Annotated in this window: 19 protein-coding genes, 1 tRNA gene and 1 pseudogene; 15 read left to right on the top strand and 6 right to left on the bottom strand. The window is 69.8% G+C overall.

Annotated elements, in window-relative coordinates; genetic code table 11:
• The first annotated feature begins 8 nt into the window (after nt 1-8).
• Complete coding sequence (locus R6U01_RS07805) at nt 9-431, top strand: CoA-binding protein (RefSeq protein WP_410285899.1); 423 nt, start codon at nt 9-11, stop codon at nt 429-431.
• Between the two features lie 69 nt (nt 432-500).
• Here R6U01_RS07805 and R6U01_RS07800 read toward each other — a convergent pair whose 3' ends face one another.
• Nucleotides 501-1,481: a PLP-dependent cysteine synthase family protein gene (locus R6U01_RS07800; protein ID WP_410285898.1), complete on the bottom strand. Its 981-nt coding sequence runs from the start codon at nt 1,479-1,481 to the stop codon at nt 501-503.
• A 194-nt stretch (nt 1,482-1,675) separates the two neighbouring features.
• On the opposite strand from R6U01_RS07800, the gene thrS reads away from it, so the two are divergent.
• From thrS to R6U01_RS07780, 4 genes are all read left to right on the top strand, one after another.
• A complete protein-coding gene (gene thrS, locus R6U01_RS07795; RefSeq protein ID WP_410285897.1) occupies nt 1,676-3,652 on the top strand; it encodes a threonine--tRNA ligase in 1,977 nt (658 codons plus the stop codon).
• A gap of 90 nt (nt 3,653-3,742) precedes the next feature.
• Nucleotides 3,743-4,909 (top strand): pyridoxal-phosphate-dependent aminotransferase family protein, encoded by a 1,167-nt coding sequence (locus R6U01_RS07790; RefSeq protein WP_410285896.1) that lies wholly within the window; start codon nt 3,743-3,745, stop codon nt 4,907-4,909.
• 75 nt (nt 4,910-4,984) lie between these two features.
• Nucleotides 4,985-6,094 (top strand): guanosine monophosphate reductase, encoded by a 1,110-nt coding sequence (locus tag R6U01_RS07785; RefSeq protein ID WP_410285895.1) that lies wholly within the window; start codon nt 4,985-4,987, stop codon nt 6,092-6,094.
• A gap of 184 nt (nt 6,095-6,278) precedes the next feature.
• On the top strand, nt 6,279-7,010 hold the full coding sequence (locus R6U01_RS07780; RefSeq protein WP_410285894.1) for a class I SAM-dependent methyltransferase: 732 nt from the start codon (nt 6,279-6,281) through the stop codon (nt 7,008-7,010).
• A gap of 48 nt (nt 7,011-7,058) precedes the next feature.
• On the opposite strand, the gene R6U01_RS07775 is transcribed toward R6U01_RS07780, so the two are convergent.
• Complete coding sequence (locus R6U01_RS07775) at nt 7,059-8,342, bottom strand: MFS transporter (protein ID WP_410285893.1); 1,284 nt, start codon at nt 8,340-8,342, stop codon at nt 7,059-7,061.
• 83 nt (nt 8,343-8,425) lie between these two features.
• On the opposite strand from R6U01_RS07775, the gene R6U01_RS07770 reads away from it, so the two are divergent.
• A complete protein-coding gene (locus tag R6U01_RS07770; RefSeq protein ID WP_410285907.1) occupies nt 8,426-8,554 on the top strand; it encodes a hypothetical protein in 129 nt (42 codons plus the stop codon).
• A 24-nt stretch (nt 8,555-8,578) separates the two neighbouring features.
• On the opposite strand, the gene R6U01_RS07765 is transcribed toward R6U01_RS07770, so the two are convergent.
• Together R6U01_RS07765 and R6U01_RS07760 are read right to left on the bottom strand one after the other, a co-directional pair.
• Nucleotides 8,579-9,319 carry an SDR family oxidoreductase gene (locus tag R6U01_RS07765; protein WP_410285892.1) on the bottom strand — a complete coding sequence of 247 codons (741 nt, stop codon included), beginning with the start codon at nt 9,317-9,319 and terminating at the stop codon, nt 8,579-8,581.
• Between the two features lie 177 nt (nt 9,320-9,496).
• Nucleotides 9,497-9,570, bottom strand: a tRNA-Lys gene (locus R6U01_RS07760).
• 149 nt (nt 9,571-9,719) lie between these two features.
• Here R6U01_RS07760 and R6U01_RS07755 point away from each other — a divergent pair.
• From R6U01_RS07755 to R6U01_RS07735, 5 genes are all read left to right on the top strand, one after another.
• A complete protein-coding gene (locus R6U01_RS07755; protein ID WP_410285891.1) occupies nt 9,720-10,769 on the top strand; it encodes a TAXI family TRAP transporter solute-binding subunit in 1,050 nt (349 codons plus the stop codon).
• A gap of 157 nt (nt 10,770-10,926) precedes the next feature.
• Nucleotides 10,927-11,271 (top strand): DUF1850 domain-containing protein, encoded by a 345-nt coding sequence (locus R6U01_RS07750; protein ID WP_410285890.1) that lies wholly within the window; start codon nt 10,927-10,929, stop codon nt 11,269-11,271.
• Nucleotides 11,272-11,329: 58 nt separating this feature from the next.
• A complete protein-coding gene (locus tag R6U01_RS07745) occupies nt 11,330-14,023 on the top strand; it encodes a TRAP transporter permease (protein ID WP_410285889.1) in 2,694 nt (897 codons plus the stop codon).
• 114 nt (nt 14,024-14,137) lie between these two features.
• The gene (locus R6U01_RS07740; protein ID WP_410285888.1) at nt 14,138-15,604 is read left to right on the top strand and encodes a DHH family phosphoesterase; all 1,467 of its coding nucleotides are present in this window, start codon (nt 14,138-14,140) and stop codon (nt 15,602-15,604) included.
• A 111-nt stretch (nt 15,605-15,715) separates the two neighbouring features.
• The gene (locus R6U01_RS07735) at nt 15,716-15,928 is read left to right on the top strand and encodes a hypothetical protein (RefSeq protein WP_410285887.1); all 213 of its coding nucleotides are present in this window, start codon (nt 15,716-15,718) and stop codon (nt 15,926-15,928) included.
• Nucleotides 15,929-15,952: 24 nt separating this feature from the next.
• On the opposite strand, the gene R6U01_RS07730 is transcribed toward R6U01_RS07735, so the two are convergent.
• Both R6U01_RS07730 and R6U01_RS07725 read right to left on the bottom strand, forming a co-directional pair.
• Nucleotides 15,953-16,927, bottom strand: coding sequence for a sugar phosphate nucleotidyltransferase (locus tag R6U01_RS07730; protein ID WP_410285886.1), 975 nt, complete (start codon nt 16,925-16,927; stop codon nt 15,953-15,955).
• 143 nt (nt 16,928-17,070) lie between these two features.
• Nucleotides 17,071-17,364 (bottom strand): annotated as a pseudogene (locus R6U01_RS07725) (DUF5779 family protein); the annotation flags it as partial.
• A gap of 148 nt (nt 17,365-17,512) precedes the next feature.
• Here R6U01_RS07725 and R6U01_RS07720 point away from each other — a divergent pair.
• The 4 genes from R6U01_RS07720 to R6U01_RS07705 all read left to right on the top strand — a co-directional run bounded on the left by R6U01_RS07720 (nt 17,513) and on the right by R6U01_RS07705 (nt 21,882).
• On the top strand, nt 17,513-18,187 hold the full coding sequence (locus tag R6U01_RS07720) for a DsbA family protein (RefSeq protein ID WP_410285885.1): 675 nt from the start codon (nt 17,513-17,515) through the stop codon (nt 18,185-18,187).
• Nucleotides 18,188-18,283: 96 nt separating this feature from the next.
• Nucleotides 18,284-19,546 (top strand): MFS transporter, encoded by a 1,263-nt coding sequence (locus R6U01_RS07715; protein ID WP_410285884.1) that lies wholly within the window; start codon nt 18,284-18,286, stop codon nt 19,544-19,546.
• A gap of 52 nt (nt 19,547-19,598) precedes the next feature.
• Complete coding sequence (locus tag R6U01_RS07710) at nt 19,599-20,372, top strand: prephenate dehydrogenase (RefSeq protein WP_410285883.1); 774 nt, start codon at nt 19,599-19,601, stop codon at nt 20,370-20,372.
• Between the two features lie 28 nt (nt 20,373-20,400).
• Nucleotides 20,401-21,882 (top strand): small ribosomal subunit Rsm22 family protein, encoded by a 1,482-nt coding sequence (locus R6U01_RS07705; protein WP_410285882.1) that lies wholly within the window; start codon nt 20,401-20,403, stop codon nt 21,880-21,882.
• Nucleotides 21,883-21,897: the final 15 nt, after the last annotated feature.

Here is a 21,897-nt window from a genome sequence, read left to right as displayed (position 1 = left end):
TCGCGACCATGCCCGTCACCGACGACGAGGGACTCGACCGGCTACTCGACGCCGACACGATCGCCGTGATCGGCTGCTCGACGACGCCCGGCAAGGCGGCTCACGACGTGCCGGCGTACCTCCAGCGACACGGCTATCGGATCATTCCCGTGAACCCGTTCGCCGACGAGGTGCTCGACGAACCGGCGTTCGACGCGCTCGCGGACGTCGAGGCGGAAATCGACTTGGTGAACGTGTTCCGCCCGAGCGAGGAAGTGCCCGAGATCATCGAGACGGTCCGCGAGCGACACGCGGAGCGCGGCGACGCCGGCGCGGCGTGGCTCCAACTGGGCATCAGTCACGACGAGGCGGCCGCCGCCGCGGAGGCGGACGGGATCGAGGTGGTACAGGACAAGTGCATGAAGGTCGAACACAGTCGCCTCCGCGGGTAGAATTAGGTCGCCTCGCGAGCGGAACTGGGTCGCCCCCGCGGGTGGCGAGCCTCCGACGCTGCCGCGGTCCTACCCCTCCCACTCCTCGAACGAGCGGTAGACGCCTTTCGAGGGGTAGCGCTCGGAGGAGTCACAGAAGACGGTGGCGACGGTGTCGTGGGGAGCGTCGATCGCCCCGTCGCGGATGTCGCGGGCGACCCGCTTGGACGCGATCGCGTTCGCGGCCGCGGAGGACGCGACCAGCTGTCCCTCCTCGGCAGCGAGCCGACCCATCTCCTCGTGGACCTCGCGGTCGGAGACGGCGAGGATGTCGTCGACGAGGTCGGGCTCGAAGAGGTCGTTCCGGTCGGTGTCGTGGGTCCCGATCCCCTCCGTCTTGTACTCCTCGTGTTCGACCTCTTCGCCGAGGAACTCGCGGTACGCGGACCCCGCCGGCTCGACCGCGACGACCCGCGTCCCCGGCTCGCGCTCGCGGAAGTAGCGGGCCATCCCCATCAGGGTCCCGGCGGTACCGCAGCCGGCGACGACGGCGCCGACTTCTCCGTCCAGCGCCTCGTCGACCTCGGGGGCGGTCGTCTCGTAGTGGGCCTCGGCGTTGAGCGGGTTCGAGAACTGCTGGGGGACGACGGCGTCGTCGAGCTCGTCGGCGATCTCGTGAGCGCGGTCGATGGCGAACCCCATCCCGTCCTCGCTCGGGGTGTTGATCACCTCCGCGCCGAGCGCGCGCATGAGCTGCTGTTTCTCCACCGAGAACCGCTTGGGCACGACGAACACCGCGTCTAATCCGAGTTGCCCGGCGGCGACCGCGATCCCGATCCCCGTGTTGCCGGCGGTCGGCTCGACGACGGTACCGCCCTCGCAGACGTCGCCGCGTTCGAGCATCCGTTCGAGCATGTGCTTCCCGATCCGGTCTTTGACGCTCGCGCCGGGGTTGAACGACTCCAGCTTCGCGTACACGGGCACCGCGTCCGGCGAGTCGTGCACCCGGACGAGCGGCGTCTCCCCGATCGTCTCTAACACCGACGACAGGGGCTCCCGATGGGTCGTCATACTCCGGCAATCGGCGCCGCCCCTTTTGCGTGTTTCCATGGCCGCGTCGGCCGCACCCCGTCGTCGTCGGCGGATGTGATCGCTGCGATCCGAGAACGCCACCGGGAGCCGCGAGGTCGTCGACGACGGAGGCGTCAGCGAGCGGGCGACGAGCGAGGCGGTGCGCGAGACCGTACCGGGGATCGAACAAACTTATGCCCCTCGTCCGGCTCCGAAGAGGTATGAGCGAGACGGATGCGCAGGCCGACGTGACGGTCGTCCTTCCGGACGGATCAGAGCTAGACGTTCCGGCGGGGGCGACAGTCGAGGACGTCGCCTTCGAGATCGGCCCCGGGCTCGGTCGCGACACCGTGGCGGGGAAGATCGACGGCGAACTCGTCGAGAAGCAGGCGACGGTCCACGACGGCGCGCGGATCGAGATCGTCACCGACCAGTCCGACGAGTACCTGACGGTGCTGCGCCACTCCGCCGCCCACGTGTTCGCGCAGGCCCTCCAGCGGCTCCACCCCGAGGCGACGCTCACCATCGGCCCCCCGACCGACGAGGGGTTCTACTACGACGTGACCGACGTCGACCTCGACGAGGACGACCTCGCTGCCATCGAGGCGGAGATGGAGGCGATCATCGAGGCGGACTACGACATCGAGCGCGAGGTCCGGTCGCGCGAGGAGGCCACGGAGATCTACGCCGACAACGAGTACAAGCTGCAGATCTTAGACGAGGAGGCCGAGGGCGAGGAGGTCACCTTCTACGTCCAGGACGACTGGCGGGACCTCTGTCAGGGCCCCCACGTCGAGTCGACCGGCGAGATCGGCGCGGCGGCCTTACTGGAGGTCTCGGCCGCCTACTGGCGCGGCGACGAGGACAACGACACGCTCACCCGCGTGTACGGGACGGCGTTCGCCTCCGAGTCCGACCTCGAAGAACACCTCGAACTGCGCGAGCAGGCCAAGGAGCGCGACCACCGGAAGATCGGTCAGGAGATGAACCTCTTCTCGATCCCGACGGTGACCGGGCCGGGCCTCCCGCTGTACCACCCGCCGGGGAAGACCGTGCTCCGCGAGCTGTCGGACTTCGCGAACGAGCTCAACCGCGAGCACGGCTACGAGGAGGTGGAGACCCCCCACGTGTTCCGGACGGAGCTGTGGAAGCGGTCGGGGCACTACGAGAACTACAAGGACGACATGTTCCTCCTCGACGTCAACGACGAGGAGTACGGGCTCAAGCCGATGAACTGCCCGGGACACGCGACCATCTTCGACCAGCAGTCGTGGTCGTACCGCGACCTCCCGCAGCGCTACTTCGAGAACGGGAAGGTGTACCGGAAGGAGCAGCGCGGCGAGCTCTCCGGGCTCTCGCGCGTCTGGTCGTTCACCATCGACGACGGTCACCTGTTCGTCCGGCCCGACCAGATCCGCGGAGAGATCGAGTCGGTCATCGAGATGATCTTCGAGGTCGTCGAGACGCTCGACCTGGAGGTGACGGTCTCGCTCGCGACCCGCCCGGAGAAGTCCGTCGGCGGCGACGAGATCTGGGAGTCCGCCGAGGACCAGCTCCGCGACGTGCTCGAATCGGGCGGCTACGACTACGACGTCGAGCCGGGCGACGGGGCCTTCTACGGCCCGAAGATCGACTTCGGCTTCGAGGATGCCCTCGGCCGCGTCTGGGACGGCCCCACCGTCCAGCTCGACTTCAACATGCCCGACCGGTTCGACCTGACGTACACGGGCGAGGACAACGAGGACCACCAGCCGGTGATGATCCACCGCGCGCTGTACGGGAGCTACGAGCGCTTCTTCATGGTGCTCATCGAGCACTTCGACGGCGACTTCCCGCTGTGGCTCGCGCCCGAGCAGGTCCGCATCCTGCCCGTCTCCGACGAGACGCTCGGGTACGCCCACCGCGTCAAAAACGCGCTCGAGGAGGCCGGCTTCCGCGTCGAGGTCGAGGACCGCGACTGGACCGTCGGCCGCAAGATCCGCGCCGGGCACGACGACCGGCTCCCGTACATGGTCGTCGTCGGCGACGACGAGCAGGAGGCGGGCACGGTGTCGGTCCGGGACCGCTTCGAGAACCAGCGCGGCGACGTCGCGCTCGACGCCTTCGTCGACCACCTCGTCGACGAGCGCGAGGAGAAGCGGACGACGCCGGACTTCGTCGACGCGGCCTGACCCCGCGACGACCCGTCTCCCCGTGCGGGGCGTTCGCAGGGGACCGACCGTTCCGCCGCGCTTTTGCCTTCCACCGCCGGGGCTCCTAGTATGAGCAACACGTCACTGGCGCGAAGCGCCGTCGACGACGCCCCCGACGTGGGGGAGTTGACGCCTCCGGACCGCACGCTGATGGGTCCCGGGCCGAGCGACGTCCACCCGCGGGTGCTCAGAGCGATGAGCACTCCGCTGGTCGGTCACCTCGACCCCTCGTTCGTCGAGATCATGGACGAGGTGCAAGCGCTGCTCCGCTACACGTTCCGGACCGACAACCGGTGGACGATCCCGGTCTCCGGGACCGGCTCCGCGTCGATGGAGGCGGCCGTCGGCAACCTCGTCGAGCCGGGCGACACGATGCTGGTCCCGACGAACGGCTACTTCGGCGGTCGGATGCGGTCGATGGCCGAGCGCGCCGGCGGCGACGTCGTCGAGGTCGACGCGCCCTGGGGCGAGCCCCTCGACCCGGTCGACGTCGAGCGCGCCTTCGACGAGCACCAGCCGGACGTGTTCGGCTTCGTCCACGCCGAGACGTCGACGGGCGTCCGCCAGCCCGACGTGCCCGCGCTGACCGACATCGCGCACGCCCACGACGCGTACGTGATCGCCGACTGCGTCACCTCGCTCGGGGGCGTCGAGATGCGCGTCGACGAGTGGGACGTCGACGCCGCCTACTCCGGCCCCCAGAAGTGCCTCTCCTGTCCGCCCGGCGCGAGTCCGCTCACGCTGAACGACCGCGCGATGGACAAGGTGCTCTCGCGCGAGGAGCCGGCCCGCTCGTGGTACCTCGACCTCTCGCTGCTGGAGGGGTACTGGGGCGACGAGCGCGCCTATCACCACACCGCGCCGATCACCAACGTGTATGCGCTCCGCGAGGCGCTCCGACTGGTCGCCGAGGAGGGGATCGAGGAGCGCTGGGCCCGGCACCGCGCCGTCGCCGGCGATCTGAAGGCGGGGCTCCGCGACCTGGGCCTCGAGATGAACGCCGCCGAGGAGTTCTGGCTCCCGAGCCTGAACGCCGTGCGCGTGCCCGACGGTGTCGACGACGGCGCCGTCATCGAGTACCTCCTTGAGGAGTACGACATCGAGATAGCCTCCGGCCTCGGCGACCTCGAAGGCGACGTCTGGCGGATCGGCTGTATGGGTCGCTCCGCGCGCCCGAAGAACGTGGAGTACGTGCTGGCGGCACTGGAGGACGCGCTGGCCGCAGAGGGATTCTGAGCGGTCGCGGCCGCGGTTCGCTCTTCGTCCTCGGCGAGGGGTTTATCAGTGCGTGTCCCTCTCCTCGGTAAGGGCATGAACGATCTACGAACCGGACTGAGCTACGGGGACGTCCTGCTCGTTCCGCAGCGGTCGCCGGTCGACAGCCGAAGCGACGTGGACCTCTCGACGCGGCTCACGCCGAGCGTCGAGCTGGCGACGCCGCTGGTCTCGGCGGCGATGGACACCGTCACCGAGGCGGAGCTGGCGATCGAGCTCTCGCGCGCCGGCGGGCTCGGCGTGCTCCATCGGTTCCTCACCGTCGACGAGCAGGCGGCACAGGTCGAGCGCGCGGCCGCCGCCGGCGAGCGGGTCGCCGCCGCGGTCGGCATCAACGAGGACTACGTGGCCCGCAGCGCCGCGCTGGTCGCCGCCGACGTCGACGCGGTCGTCGTCGACGTCGCGCACGGGCACCTCGACCGGACGGTCACGGCGGTCGAGGAGATCGCCGACGCGTTCCCGGAGACCGACCTGGTCGCCGGCAACGTCGCGACGCCCGCGGGCGTCGAGGACCTCGCGGCCGCCGGCGCCGACTGCGTGAAGGTCGGCATCGGCCCGGGCTCGCACTGCACCACGCGGAAGGTCGCCGGCGCCGGGGTGCCGCAGCTCACCGCGGTCGACGACTGCGCGACGGCGGCCGAGGACCTCGACGTGACGGTCTGTGCGGACGGCGGGATCCGCACCTCCGGCGACGCGGTGAAGGCGCTGATGGCGGGCGCCGACACCGTGATGCTCGGGAGCCTGTTCGCCGGGACGACGGAGGCGCCCGGCGCGGTCATCGAGGTCGACGGGACGCGGTACAAGCGCTCGCGGGGAATGGCGACGACCGCCGCCGCCGAGGACCGCGACGACAAGGGCGCGGACGTGGTCGCCGCCGAGGGCGTCGAGGCGCTGACGCCGTACAAAGGCCCGGTCGCGGCCGTCGCCGAGGAGTTCTGTCAGGGGATCCGCTCCGGGCTGTCGTACTGCGGCGGGCACACGCTCGAGCGCGCCCGCGAGAAGGCGGAGTTCATCCGCGTCGCCCCCGGCGCGAAGGAGCGCGAGGGGTTCCACACCGACGACGACTGGGAGGGGATCAGCGTGGACAGCGAGGCGAAACGGGTCGACGACGCGAGGGGCGGGACGGCGGCCGAAAGCGACGACTGACTCACCGGGCGATTCTCCAGCGACTCGACGAGTTATTCTCCCGCCGACTCACGGACGGTTCGACGGCGGGAGGCGTCGAACGACCGGACCGACAGGGTAGCTCGCATCCGGCGAGCGAGGGATCCGTGCGTCGGTGTGACAAACTCGCGAGCGATTTTTTACGACGGCTCGAGATCCTCGACGCATGACGGACGCCTTCGGCCGCGCGATCCGCGATCACGCTCGCGGCGGGCGCGACGAACCGCTCCTGCACCGCGACGGCGGCGAGACGGTCGAACACCCGATCGAGTCGTTCTACTTCACCGGGTTCGACCCGGAGGCGAACGCGGGCGACGAGTGGCTGGCGTCGCAGCTCAAGGGTCCGCTCGTCGACCTCGGCGCGGGCGCCGGGCGGCACGCGCTGTACTTCCAGGAGCGGTTCGAGACGGTCGCGCTCGAACCGAGTCCCGCGCTGGTCGAGACGATGGGGGACCGCGGTGTCGACGACGCCCGCGAGGGCGACATGTTCGCCCTGCGTGAACAGTTTTCACGCGACCGGTTCGGCTCGGCGCTCGCGAACGGGACCCAGCTCGGGCTGGCGGGGTCGATGCGGGGGCTCACCGCGTTTTTCGGGGACCTCGCGCACGTGACGGCGCCGGACGCGACCGCGGTCCTCGACTGTTACGACCCGACCCACCCGGCGACGGCCGACCTGGTCGGCTACCGGGACGACCCGACGCCGGGGCTCGCGCACCGCGTCACCTTCTTCGAGTACGACGGCGAGACCGACCCGATCCTCCGGTTCCGGCTGTTCAGTCCCGATCGCCTGCGCGAGGCCGCCGTCGGGACGGACTGGACGGTCTCGGAGGTGGTTCGCGGCGACGCGGGCACCGAGCACCACTACCGCGCCGCGCTGCGGAAGCGCGATGACGGGTAGTCGGCCGCCTCCCGCGTCAGTTCGGCATCGACTCCGCGTGAGCGCGCCCTACCACGTCGTCAGCGCCGTGCGCCCGTGATCGTGCGCGAGGACGGTGAGGAAGGCCAGCACGCCGGTGATCGCGAACGCGCCGCCGACGTAGAAGACGGCGGCCATGCTCACCTCGACCATCAGCCACCCGGCGATCAGCGGGCCGGCCACGGAGCCGGGGCGCCAGACGAGTTCGCGGATCCCGAAGCTGGAGGCGACGCCGCCTTCGTCGGTCCCCTCGTCGGCGAACAGCGCCATGCTCGCCGGCTCTCTGAAGGAGTCCGCGACGCCGAGCAGACCGGACAGCGCCACCAGCGGGAGGTACGCGGGCGGCAGATCGCCCAGGAACGGCGCGGTCACGTCGGCGCCGAGGACCGCGCCGACGGCCGGGGCGAAGGGGATCAGGACCGCGATCACCCCGTAGGCGCCGCCGCCGGCGAACACGAAGAGCGAGCGCCCGTACCCGTCGGAGAGCCGGCCGGTGAACAGCTGGCCGACCATGTTCGTCGCCTTCTCGGCGGTGACGGTGACCGCGATGGCGACCCCGGCGACGCCGAGCCCGCCGCTGGCCATCGACGTGCCGGCGTAGATCGGGATCCACGTTCGGACCATGGTGACGGCGAAGGCGTACTGGACGCGGAACGTCGAGACCGTGACGAGCTTGCGGTTGACCGCGAGATCCGAAAAGGGGAATCCCTCGACGCGCGTCTCGTCGGCGTCCAGCACGCGCCACGTGATCGCCCAAGCGATCGCCATCAGGGCCGCGATGACGGAGAACACCGGGCCGAAGCCCACCGCGTCGTAGATCCCCCCGGCCGACAGCGAGCCGAGGATGGAGGCCGCGAAGGAGGCGGCGTTCGCCTTCCCGATCTTGTCCGCGCGGGTACCCACGTCGGCGATCTGCCCGACCAGCGAGAGCGTCATGAGCCCCGCGCCGGTGACGACGACCCCCTGCAGCGCGCGGATGAGGATGAACGACCCCGAGGAGTCGACGAGCGGGAACAGCGCGTAGACGACCGCGCCGACCGCGAGCACCCACAGCAGGACGGTCCGCTTGTCGAAGCGGTCGCCCGCCCACGCGAGCGGGACGACGGCGACCGTCTGCGCCAGCGTGAACCCGGTCGTGTACATCCCGATGACGAAGCCGGCGGAGATCGTGAGCCCGAGCACCGTCGTCCCCTGCGGGTCGAGCGCGTTGATGTACGGCCCGAGGAGAGTTATCAGCGTGATGAAGCCGAACCCCTCGGCGAACCGGGTGACGTAGAGCGCCCAGAACTGCGACCGTCTGTCGCCGTTGCTCACACCCGATCGCTGCGGAGGGGTTCAAAAGCGGTTTCGGTTCGAAGGGGTCGACGAGGAGCGCCGCCGGACTTGTGGGTCGTCCCGTGAGTCGACTCTGTATGGGCGACCCCGCCTGCGACCGTCGGTTCTGCCCCGAGTGCGACCTCGCGGTCGCGCGGACCGGCGACGTCTGTCCGGAGTGCGGCGCGTCGGTCGAGTCCCTCGAGAGATGAGGGGGATTCGGACCGTCGGTCCCGCTACGACAGGGCGTCGCCGAACTTGTCCCGGCGGAAGAGGTCGATCTCCTGTGCCGACGATCCCTCGCGCGTGACCGCGAACGCGATGGCCTCGGCGACCTCCTCGGGTTCGGTCACCGTCCCGGGCTCGAACCGCTCCTCGAACGGCTCGCCGTCCTCGCTCCCGAACTCCGTGCGCACCTCGGAGGGGTTCACGACGGAGACGGCCACGCCCTCGTCGCCGACCTGCGCCGCGACGCTGTGCGCGAAGCCGCGCACCCACCACTTCGTGGCGGCGTACACCGGGTTGAACGAGCGCGGGTACTGCCCCGCGAAGCTCCCGACCACGGCGAGCGTTCCCTCGCTCTCTTTCAAGTGCGGGAGCGCCTCCCGCGTGAGGAAGAACGCGCCGTCGACGTTCGTCTCCTGCATGGCGGAGTACTCCTCGTCGGTCATCGTCTCGACGTCGCCGCCGCGACCCACGCCGGCGTTCGCGACGACCGCGTCGAGCCCGCCGAAGCGGTCGACGGCGGCCGCCACCGCCGCCTCGCTCGTCGCCCGCTCGCCGACGTCTCCGTCGACGACGACCGCCCGTGCGTCGTGGGCCGTCTCCAGCTCCTCGGCGAGCTCCGCTAAGGCCTCGCGGCGGCGGGCGACTAGCACGAGGTCCGCCCCCCGTTCCGCCAGTTCGCGCGCCGTCGCCGCGCCGATCCCGGAGCTCGCGCCTGTCACCAGTACTGCCGTTTCGTCGAGCGTCCCCATGCGTGGGCGGTCGTCGACGTCGAGCATAAAACGTCAGGTCGAGGAACGCGGGGCCTCGGCGAGGTCGCACGCCGCGACCGGTGCGTCGACCGGCCGCGGGCCGCGTCGGAGCCCGCCGGTCCAGATGTCAGAGGCGATGCCGCTCACACGAGATCAGCGGCTCTGCGGTTCAGTGTACGGGCCGGGCGCGATTTGAACACGCGACCGACGGATTAAGAGTCCGTCGCTCTCCCTAACTGAGCTACCGGCCCTCACCGAATTCTACCTCTGTCGAGGTAAAAGGCCTTTTCATTCAACGCCGCCGGATTTCCCCCCAACGCTGTCGAGAGGTGAGGAGCCGTCCGTGACGGCGGTACTCATGGGAAACCATTATCTACTCGAACCGTGTACCACATGTCGTATGTCAGACAACCCATTACGTGAACGGATCGATCGGCGGACGCTCCTCCGCGGCGCAGCCGCGGCGGGCGTCGTCGGCATCGCGGGCTGTTCCGGAAACGGCGGCGACGGCGACGACGGCGACGACGGCGACGACGGCGACGACGGGAGCAATGGCAGCGACGGCGACGACGGGAGCGACGGCGGTGAAGAGGACATCATCCGCTGGCACGCGGGCGGAACCGGCGGGACGTACTTCCCGCTTTCCGGCGAGTTCGAGGGCCTTATCGAGGACAACACGGATTTCTCCGTAGAGGTCTCCTCGACGGGGGCGTCCGTCGAGAACGTCGGCAGCCTCGGTAGCGGCGACGCCGACTTCGCGATGATACAGAACGACATCGCCTATTTCGCCGCCAACGGCGAGGGGCTCGAGGCGTTCGAGGGGTCTCCCATCGAGAGCCTCCGTGGCGTCGCTACCCTCTACCCCGAGACGATCCATGTCCTTCTCAACCCCGACGCCGACGTGAGTTCGCTTTCGGACTTGGAGGGCACGCGCGTCAACACCGGCGACCTCGGCAGCGGGACCCAGGTCAACGCCCTCCAGATCCTCGAATCCGCCGGCGGGCTCACCACGGACGACTTCGACGAGCAGAACACGGACTTCACGCAGGCGGCCAACCAGCTCAGCGACGGCGACGTCGACGCGGCGTTCGTCGTCGGCGGCTGGCCGGTCGGCGCGGTCGAGGAGCTCGCGACGTCCACCGACATCGAGATCCTCAACATGTCCGACGAGGAACGCCAGGCCGCCCGCGACGACGCATCCTGGTTCGCGGACGACACGATCCCCGCAGGCACCTACGAGGGAATCGATGAGGACGTCAACACGGTCTCCGTCCAGGCGATGATCGCGACCCGCGAGGAGTTCTCCGCCGACACCGTCGAGGCGGTCACCGAGGCCATTTTCGACAACGTCGACCAGTTGAGCATCAAGACGGACTTCATCAGCGTCGACTCCGCGCAGGACGGGATGTCCATCGATCTGCACGAGGGCGCGGCCAGCTACTTCGAGTAACGTGACCCTTCGGTCGCGAGGTCGACGTATCCGCGGCGGAGTCGCCCTCGTTGCCGCCCTCGCAGTCCTGATTTCGATCGCTTTCGCGGTCGGTGCTGCCGACACGGTTGCCGGCGAGCAAACGCTCGTCGCGACCAACGAGAACGGCACGGAGCTGTTGACGACACCTGTCAGCGACGAGACAGAGATCGTCATCGAGTACACACACAGCGTCGAGAAGACGCTCGTCCGCGACGTGTACGTCCCCGACGGCGAGATGCTGGTTATGACGCGGATGGAGTTCAGCTCGTTTGGCGCCGGCCTCCCCTCGAGAGCAGAGGTGACGGTCAGCGACGGTCGGTACGTATATGAACCTCCATCCGAAGAGTATTCGACACTGCATCTCAAGACCGGCGGCGTCGCCGACCACAACCTGATCGTCGGCGGCGAGCGGTACGACATCGCGGCGATGAGCGACAACGGCGCGGTCGAGCTGACGGTCGAGCGGCGGTTGCGAACGTGACTGTAACGGCCCGCCGCCGACCGAACCACGACGGCATACATCGGAGGATGACACAACCGTGACGACGAACGCATCAGACGCCGACGAACCGGACGTAGAGAGCGACGTAGCCGACCAAGTGTTCGAGGAAATCGACAACCGACGGTCGCTGACGGGCTGGCCGCTCGTCGCCGTCGCGGCCGTCGGTATCACTTTCTCGGCGTTCCAGCTATGGCTCGGCGCGCGCGGCTTCGTCTTCGAGTTCACCATTCCCGGCGTCGACACGATCCGAATCGGCTCGCTCGCATCACTGCAGGTCCGCGCGATCCACGTCAACTTCGCGCTCGTAATGGCGTTCCTGTTGTTCCCCGGTTCGTCTGGCACGGGTAAGATCACCGGACGGATCGCGGCCGCTCCGCAGACGTTTCGGAACCGGATCGGTGAGTCACCGTTGACGCGGGTCGCCGAGGGGCTCCGCCGCGGCGTGTGGTGGTTCTTCGTCGACGAAGACTCCACGCGCATCGCACCGGCCGACCTCGTGTTGATTTTGCTGTCGACGTTTCCCACGATCTACTACCTCACCCGCTTCGACGAGGTCACCAACGTGATCCGGGTGCTCGGGCTCAACGGCGCCGGGACTCTCGGCGAGGTCTACCCGTGGCTCGCACCGCTAGAGATCGGTCCGCTCGCGGAGTACACGTTCGCGTACCTGATGGGGGTGCTCGCGATCCTCCTCGTGTTGGAGGCGACCCGACGGGCACTCGGGCTGCTTCTCACCCTTCTCGTGAGCCTCTTTCTGTTGTACGCGAAGTACGGCTACCTCCTCCCGCGCGACGTCCCGGTCGCACGGATCTTCGCCACGTCACAGCTCCGTTGGGGACAGATCGTCCAGAACCTCTGGTATACCGTCGAGGGGATTCTCGGCGTGCCGGTAGGCGTCTCTGTCCGATTCATCTACATTTTCATCCTCTTCGGCGCGTTCCTCGAAATGTCGGGCGCGGGCAAGTGGTTCATCGACCTCGCGTACTCGATCACCGGGACTCGAAAGGGGGGTCCGGCGAAGGCGAGCGTCGTCGCCTCCGGATTCATGGGCATGCTGTCCGGCTCGTCGGTCGCGAACACCGTCACCACGGGCGCGCTGACGATCCCGCTGATGAAACGCTCCGGCTACTCGCCGGAGTTCTCGGGCGCGGTGGAGTCGTCGGTCTCCTCGGGCGGGCAGATCCTCCCGCCGGTGATGGGCGCGGCCGCGTTCCTCATCGTCGAGTACACGGGGACGCCGTTCGCGGACGTCGTCCTCGCCGCGACGCTCCCCGCCATCGCTTTCTTCTTCGGTATGTGGGTGATGGTTCACTTCGAGGCCGCAAAGCGCGGTATCGGAGGCTTGGACCGTTCTGAGCTGCTCGACATGGGGCCGCACATGCGGCGCGGTTGGTTCTACCTCGTCCCGCTCGGGCTCCTCTTATACTACCTCGTGATCGCGCGGCTGTCCGTCGGCCGGGCCGGATGGCTCACGATCGCCGCAACGGTGGCGCTCATCGCGGCGGTGGCGGCGTACAACGAGCGGACCGGAAGCTACCTCGTCGGCGGTATCCTGGCCGGCTACGTGCTGTTCGCCGTCTCGCTGTTCTACACGGGTGCCACTCCCGTCGGCCTCCTGTACGGCGCCGAGCCCGTCGAGCTCGGTGCCACCGCCGCGCTCCGGGAGGCGGCCACGTCCCTGCCGGCCGTGGTGACCGCGATCAGCCTCGCGTTCCTCCTCGCTGACCCCCGCGGGGAGGCGCCGCTGCTCGACCTCGACGACGACGTGGTCGGCGCCGCGGCGTGGTTCGACGAGCGGATCGGTCGGGAGGTCGCGAGTTCGCGCGCCGGCCAGTTCGGGACGTTCGTGCTGAAAGCGATGGACTCCGGCGCGAAGACCGCGACCATCGTGGTCGTCGCGGTCGCCGCCGCGGGGATCATCCCCGGCGTCATCGGCATCACGGGACTCGGGGGGAGCCTCCGGGCGCTCATCATCAGCGTGAGCGGCGGATCGCTCGTCCTCCTGTTGATCCTCGCCGGCCTGGCGGCCGTGATCGTCGGGATGGGCATGCCGACGACGGTGATGTACATCATCATCGTCGTGCTGCTCGGTCCGGTCCTCCCCGACTTCGGGATCGCGATCCTCGCCGTCCACCTGTTCGTCCTCTATCTCGGGCTGATGGCGGACGTGACGCCGCCGGTGATGGTCGCCGCGTACGCCGCGGCCGGGATCGCGAAGTCCGACCCCTTCGACACCGGTAAACAGGCGTTCCTGCTGTCGCTGAACAAGATCCTCGTCCCGTTCGCGTTCGTGTTCTCGCCGGGGATCCTGCTGCTGCGCACGACCGACGGGCAGGGGTCGATCCTGACGAGCGCCGACCTCGCCGACCTCGGATTCTTCCTGCCGGAGGTCGTGGCGCCCATCGTCGCGGTGTTCGCCGGCGTGTACGCGCTCGGCGTCGCGATCATCGGGTACTATCACGCCGACGTGCGTTCTGGCTCGCGGATCTCGCTCATCGCCGCCTCGGTGCTCCTGTCGGTCCCCGGGATGGTGCTGCTCCCGGCCACCGCCGGCCTCGGGATCGTCGGCGTCGACGTCGCGCTCTACTCGGTCACGAACGAGCTCGTCGCCCGCGCCGTCGGCGGCGCGATCCTCCTGGTCGCGCTCGTCCGCAATCGACGGCGCGCGAGCAGCGGACCGGTCGCGGAGGCGACCGGTGACGAGGAGTCGCACGACGCGGTGACGCAGTAGGCGCGAGGCGTCGCCCTCGCCGTCTCAGCGGGCTTCCCTCCGTCTCAGCGGACTTCCCTCCGTCTCATTCGGAGAGCGCACTCGTTAAGTGTCGTCCCGGGGAAATCAGGTGCAATGAGTAGTGGGGCATCCGGATCGGCGCGCACGCGATACGCGATCCTCGGCTGTGGCAGCGTGGGACACGCGGTCGCGGAGGAGCTGACGGGTCGCGGCAAGGACGTGCTGATCCTCGACCGCGACGAGAGCCGTGTCGAGGCGCTCCGCGACCAGGACCTCAACGCCCGTGTCCAGGACATCTCCGAGCCCGACGTCGTCGACGAGATCGCGGACCGCGACATCGTGTTGATCCTCTCGAGCGACGTGGAGGCGAACAAGGCGGCCGTCTCGGCGATACGCGACGTCGGCGGAGACCACTACGTCGTCGTCCGCGCGTCCGACCCCGTCAGCGAGGACGAACTCCGCGATCGGGACGCCGACGTGGTGATCAATCCCTCCACGGTGATTGCCGACAGCGCCCTCCAGTCGCTCGAAACCGGAGAGCTGGAGTACATGGCTCGCCAGCTCGCGGAGATCCTCGAACGGGGCGGCGGCCGGATGGCGATCCTGACCCACGACAACCCGGAACCGGACACGATCGCGTCGGCGACGGCCCTCCAGGCGATCGCCGAGGCGTTCGACGTCGAGGCGGACATCCTCTACACCGGCGACGTGGGCCACCAGGAGAACCGGGCGTTCGTCAATCTCCTCGGGATCGACCTCGTGGCGCGGTCGGACGCGCCCGACCTCTCGGAGTACGAGACCATCGCCGCGGTCGACCTCGCGAAGTCGGCCGACGACGGCGTCGACTTCGACGTGGAGATCGACGTGTACCTCGACCACCTGGAGGCCGACGTGCCGTTCGACGCCCGGTTCGTTGACGTGCGGACGAACGTCTCCTCGACGTCGACGATCCTCACCAAGTACCTCCAGGAGTTCGACCAGTCGCCGACCGAGGCGGTCGCGACCGCCCTCTTATACGGGATCCGCGCCGAGACGCTCGATTTTAAGCGGGACACGACGCCGGCGGACCTGACCGCGGCCGCGTACCTCCACCCGTTCGCGAACCACGACACCCTCGAACAGGTGGAGTCGCCGTCGATGAGTCCGGAGACGCTGGACGTGCTGGCGGAGGCGATCCAGAACCGCGAGGTGCAGGGGAGCCACCTGTTCTCGACGGCCGGCTTCATTCGGGACCGCGAGGCGCTGGCCCAGGCGGCCCAACACCTGCTCAACTTGGAGGGGATCACGACGACGGCGGTGCTGGGGATCGCCGACGACACGATCTACCTCGCCGCCCGCTCGAAGGACATCCGGCTGAACATCGGCAACGTCCTCGACGAGGCGTTCTCGGAGATGGGCGACGCCGCCGGCCACTCCACGCAGGGGTCGCTGTCGATCCCGCTCGGCATCTTCACGGGCATCGAGGCGAGCGGCGAGAACCGAGACACCCTGTTACACCTCACCGAGGAGGCCGTCCGCCGGAAGCTGTTCGACGCGCTCGGCGTCGAGGGCGGCGGCGGCGACGGCGGCAACGGCTCGTGACGCGGCCCGAAGACCGATCCGACCGTCGTCTCCGACGGGATTTGTCGTACCCGCCGAATCCGTTTTACTGATCGGTCCCGTACTCGCGACGCACGGACCGGCGCGACACCAATGCACGTTCCCGAGGATCCACCGGCGACCTGTCCAGCCTGCGGCGACCCCTACGAGTCGGTGTCTCGCCACGCCGACGGCTTCGTCGTCAACCTCCTCGATAACGAGCGGTACCAGCGGGTGTGCTTCGACCCCGCGAGCGACGGCGGCGACCCCGCGCTCGACTGTTACCACCACACGCACCGCCAGGCCGCCGCCTCGTCGGGAGAGTAGCTCGAAAATCGACCCCGCCGTTCGTTAGAAGTCGTCGCCCTCGGTGATCGAGGTGTACGAGCCGATCAGCGCGCCGGAGAGGTCGACTCCCTCGAGCGTGACGCCCTCGTCGATCACGGAGTTGCGGACCTCCGAGTCGGTGATCGTCGCGTCCGGGAAGACGACCGCGCGGTCCAGCGTCGAGTCCGTGACACGCGAGCCGGACATGACGTGGACCACGTCCCCGAGATCGGAGCCCTCGACGGTCGCGTCGTCGGCCACGAGCGTGCCCCCATCTAGCGCGTACTCGACCGCGTCCAGGTAGCTGTCGGCGGTGCCGATGTCGAACCACGCGCCGTCGAATGTGAACGCGTGAACCGCGCCCCGCTCTTGGAGCCACTGGAGGAACCACCCCGGCTCGTCGGGGTTCTTCCCCTCTTCGAGGTACGTCGAGAGGTCCGGCAGCGTCTCGGCCGGGAACGCGTAACACGCGATGGAGACGAGCGTGCTCTTCGGGTCGTCGGGCTTCTCCTGGAAGTTCACGACCTCGTCGCCGTCGAGCTCGACCAGTCCGTAGGACTTGGCGCGTTCGCGGTCCTCGACGTCGTAGGCGGCCAGCGTCGGCGTCCCCTTCGACTCGAAGAAGTCGGCGAACTCGGCCAGATCGAAGCTGATCATGTTGTCGCCGGCGACGACCATGAGGTCGTCGTCGACCCCCTCGCGGTCGACGAGCTGTTCGAGCGCCCCCACGACGCCGAACTTCTCGTCCTCCTCGACGGTCTCCTCGACGGAGAGGGTCGGCTTCTCGAACGGGCTGTCGGTGAGGTACTCGTCGAACGTGTCAGCGAACCGCTCGTTGGTCGAGACGAACACCTCGTCGACGCGGTCGTCCGCCTCGAAGTCCTCGAATATCTCGTCGATGACGGTGTTCTCGCCGACCGGCAGGAACATCTTCGGTCGGTGCTCGGTGATCGGCCAGAGTCGGGTCGCGTAACCTCCCGCGAGTACGACGGCTTTCATACCTCTCTCGTCTCACTCCGATGTGATACTTCTTTTGCTCGTGTCAACCGGGAGAAACGCGAGTGACCGCCGCCCCTGACGGGAACGGAACCCGCGCGGCTACTCGCTCAGTCGGCCGAGGACTCGCCCGGTCGATCGGGCTACTCGGCCAGCCGGTCGGTGTCGATACTCACGCCCGGCGGGGTGACCACGAGGAACCCGCGGAAGTGCATCAGCTCGCCGCCCATGTCCTTCACCTCGCGGGCGAAGCCCGCGGCGAGCTCGTTGAGTTCGCCGTCGACCGACAGCACCAGCGTGTTGCCGTAATCGACGCTCCGGACCCACTCCTCCGGGTCGGTCGTGCCGTCGAGGACGCCGAGGACGACGTCGCCGGCGGCCGCGAACGCCTCGTCCATCTGCTCTTCGGCGTCGCGCAGGTCGAGGTCCCAGTCGCTCATACGGCAGGGTCGCGAGGAGGCGGCAAAAACGTTCGGACGGAGATACCGGTGGCGACCGCCGGCGCGTCACGCCCATCATTACGGCGGTCCGGCGCGGCCCCGCGACCCGTCGCGGAGCGGTTAAGTGCGCCCCGACCCCAGCGAGCGTATGGAACGCACGCGGCGGTCCCTGCTCGCGGGCGCGGCGTCGGTCGGCGTCGTCGGCGCGGCGGGATGTCTCGGCGGCGGCGGCAACGGCGGTACCGACGGTAACAACACGCTCGAGACGGGCGAGTACGACTGCGACCTGTCGGAACCATCGGACCCGGACCTCGACTACCGCCCGGTCCTCGGCGACCCGGAGTCCGACGTCGTCGTGCAGGCGTTCGAGGACTTCACCTGCGGTCACTGCGCGACGTACAAACTGGAGCACTTCCCGACGATCCGCGAGGACTACATCGACCCCGGCACGGTGCGGTACGAGCACTGGGACTTCCCGATCCGGGTCAACGAGACGTGGGCGGTCCCCGTCGCCAGCGCGGCCCGCGGCGTCGGCGCGCGACAGGACACGGACGCGTTCTTCGAGTTCGCGTCGGCCGCCTACGAGTCGCAGGGCAGTTACAGCGGCGAAGCGATCGGCGCCGCCGCCGAGGCGGCCGGCGCAGACCCCTGCGTCGCCATCGCCGACGCCCAGTTCGCGGCCTACGAGGAGGCGTCGACGAGCGACAAATCGGAGGGCGAGTCGATGGGCGTCTCCGGGACGCCGACGATCTTCGTGGACGGCGAGCCGGTCGACACCTACGAGGCGGAGACGATCGCGGCGGCGATCGACGAGGCGCTGTAGCGGGCGGCGTCTCCCGGGCGACGCGGGGATGGCTTCACCCCGCCCCTCCTCCGCGGAGCGTCGGTCTTTTGCCCGTTCGACCCGTTTTATACCCAAATGAGCGACGACGACCGCAGGGAGCGACGGCTGCTCGGCGCCGTCGTGCTCGCGGTGCTGATCTCGCAGGTCCTCTTGTACCCGGGGGTGCCGGCGCTCGTGGTCGCGCTCGGCGCGCCCGCCGGCATCGACGCCGGGATGTGGTTCCTCGTCGCGGAGTTCGGCGCGTTCGTCTCCTTCGCCGTCGTCTGGGGCGCCGCCAGCGACGCCCTCGGCAGGCGGGTCCCCCTGATCGTCGCCGGGGCGCTCGGCGGGGCGGCCTCCTACGTCGCGCTCGCGGCCGTCCCGGAACTCGGCCTCGGCTTCCGGGCGGCGCTCGCGGTCCGCGTCGTCGGCGGCGCGCTCACGATCGGGGCGTTCTCGCTCGCGATCACGTCGCTGATGGACCTCGGCGGCGGCAACGGCCGCAACATGGGCGCCGCCGGGACGGCGATCGGGCTGGGCGCGGCGCTCGGCTCCGTGGTCGGCGGCGCGCTCGCCGACCTCGACCCCTTCTATCCGGTGTACGCCGGCGCGGCGGTGCTCGCGGGCGCGGGCCTGCTCGCGGCGACCGTCGACGACCGGGCGGTGGGGCGCGGGAAGGGAACCGGGGACGCCGGCGCCGCGGGGGCGAGCGAGACCGGCTTCCGCGACGTGCTCGCTCGAGCGCGGACGACTCGGGGCCTCGTCGTCCCGCTGGCGTTCGGGTTCGTCGACCGGCTCACCGCCGGCTTCTTCGCGCTCGTCGGCGTGTACTACTTCCAGGACCCCGAGACCTTCGGGCTCTCGGCCGCCGGCGCGGGGGCGACGCTCGCGCTCTTCTTCGTTCCGTTCGCGCTGCTCCAGTCGCCGTTCGGGTCGCTCTCGGATCGGGTCGGTCGCTTCCTCCCGGTCGTGGTCGGCTCGCTCGCGTACGGGGTCGTCACGGTCGGCGTCGGCGTCGCCCCGACGTATCCCGTCGCGGCCGGCCTGATGGTCCTCGTCGGGGTCTGCGGCGCGCTGATGGCGCCGGCGACGATGGCGCTGGTCACCGACCTCGTCGAGCCCGAGGCCCGGGGCGCGGCGATGGGGCTGTTCAACGTGTTCGGCTCGCTCGGCTTCCTCGCCGGCTTCCTCGTCGGCGGGGGCGCGACCGGGGCGTTCGGCTACGCCCCGGCGTTCCTCGCGGTCGGCGGGCTGGAGCTCGCGATCGCGCTGGCGCTGTTCCCGGCCGTGCGGGCGATCGCGCCCGGGGAGGGCTTCCTCGGGCTCCGCGGCGGCACCGAGCGGTCGACCTCGGAGTAGGTCGCCGAGTCGAGCCTTTTTAAGCCACGCGCGCCCTCCGTTCGGGCAACCGATGGAGCTACTCGTCGTGGGCGCGGGCGAGATCGGCCGGTGGATCGCCGACACGGTGTCGGCAGACGAGTCGCCGGTGGACGCGACGGTCGCGTTCGCTGACCGCGAGCCGGCGGTCGCCCGCGACGCCGCCGGCTCTCGGGACGCGACGGCGGTCCCGGCCGACGGCGACACGACTCACGACGCGGTGTGTCTCGCGGTCCCGATGTCGGCGGTCCCCGCGGCCGTCGAGGCGTACGCGCCCCGCGCCGAGCGGGCGATCTTGGACGTCTCCGGCGAGATGACGGAGGCGGTCGCGGCGATGCGCGAACACGCGTCGGGGCTCGAGCGCGCGAGCTTCCACCCCCTGTTCGCGCCGCCGCGCGTCCCCGGCAACGTCGCCTGCGTGGTCGACGAGAGCGGGCCGGTCGTCGAGGGGATCGCGGCCGCGATCGAGGCCGGCGGCAACGAGGTGTTCGAGACCACGCCGGCCGAGCACGACCGGGCGATGGAGACGGTGCAGGCCGGCGCGCACGCCGCGGTGCTCGCGTGGCGGCTCGCCGGCGACGACGTGCGCGAGGAGTTCCACACGCCGGTCTCGGCCGCGCTGTCGGAGGTCGCCGACACCGTCACCGAGGGCGCGCCGGCGGTGTACGCCGAGATCCAGCGCGCCTTCGACGGCGCCGACGACGTGGCCGACGCGGCCCGGGAGATCGCCGACGCCGACCCGGAGGCGTTCGCGGACCTGTACGAGGCGGCCCGCGGCGACCGCGAGGGCCGGGACCGACACGAGTGAGCCGCCCGACGACGACCACAGTGATTTCATGATAGACAGAGACGCGGTCCGGAACAACGCCAACTACCTGCGCAACGTCAGGCCGATCGACCCCGAGGAGATCGCGGAGTACATCGAGGGGACGCCCCACCCGGCGGTCGTCCGCGAGACGCTCCGCGAGGAGGCGTTCGACCTCCGGCTGCGCGAGCGCGACGACGGGGCCTTCGAGCCCGTCCCGGAGGGCCCGATCCCCGACCCGAGGTGGGCGCCGACCGCGTTCCCCGACGCCTACTCGTTTGCCGTGGAGGACACCCTCGTCGCGGAGTTCGGCGCGAACTGGCACCGCGGCGACTCCGGCGAGCGGCTGCGCGAGGCGGTCCGACGGCTGAAGACCGACTACCTCTACGAGAACGACGTGGAGTACGACCGCGTGGCGGCGCTCGGGTACGCGGTCTACCACCTCCCGGCGTACTACGCGACGATCGGGTACGTCCTCGACGACCTCGTCGAGAACGGACTGCTCGACCGGACGCTCCGCGTCCTCGACGTGGGCGCGGGCGTCGGCGGGCCCGCGCTCGGGCTTTACGACTACCTCCCGGGCGACGCCGTCGTCGACTACCACGCCGTCGAGCCGAGCGCCGCGGCCGACGTGCTCGACCGGCTGCTCGACGAGACCGGCCGCAACTTCCGGTCGACGGTCCACGAGACCACCGCGGAGTCGTTCCTCGGGGTCGACGGCGAATCGGCGCGAGCGGACGCCGGCTCGGACGCGGCGCCCGCCACCGGTTCGGACGCGCTGGACAGTCCGTTCGATCTGGTCGTCTTCGGCAACGTCCTCTCGGAGCTCGCGGACCCGGTCGCGGTCGTCGAGGCCGCGCTCGACCGCCTCGCCGACGACGGGAGCGTCGTCGCCTTCGCGCCCGCCGACCGCAACACGGCGATGGGGCTCCGCGAGGTCGAGCGCGCGGTCGCGACCCCGGAGACGGGCGTCGAGACGTACTCGCCCACGCTCCGGCTCTGGCCGGACGCGACGCCCTCGGACGGCGGCTGGTCGTTCGACGTCGCCGCCGATCTCGACGTCCCCGCGTTCCAGCGGCGGCTCGACGAGGCGACCGAGCGCGGCACGACCGACGAGCCGGGAGAGTTCGTGAACGTCGACGTCCAGTTCGCGTACGCGATCCTCCGGACGGACGGGCGACGACGCGTGGACGTCCGGGCGAGCGACGACCGCTGCGCGCGGATGGCGAACTCCGAGGACCACGTCACCGACCGCGTGAACTACCTCGCCGTGAAGCTGAGTCACGACCTCAGCGCCGGCGACAACGCGCTCTACCGCGTCGGCGACGGCTCGCAGACGGTCGACCACTACCTCGTCTGCACGCGCGAGACCGTCCTCAACGAGGACCTCCGGGAGGCGGACTACGGCGCGGTCGTCTTCGTCGAGAACGGGCTCGTGCTCTGGAACGACGACGAACGCGCGTACAACGTCGTCGTCGACGATCAGACGGTCGTCGACCTCGTGGCCCGCTGAGCGCCGTCCGGGCCT

The organism is Halorubrum sp. (assembly GCF_046498025.1).
In the GTDB taxonomy this organism is placed as follows: Archaea; Halobacteriota; Halobacteria; order Halobacteriales; family Haloferacaceae; genus Halorubrum.
This window is presented reverse-complemented; position numbering and strand designations above follow the sequence as displayed.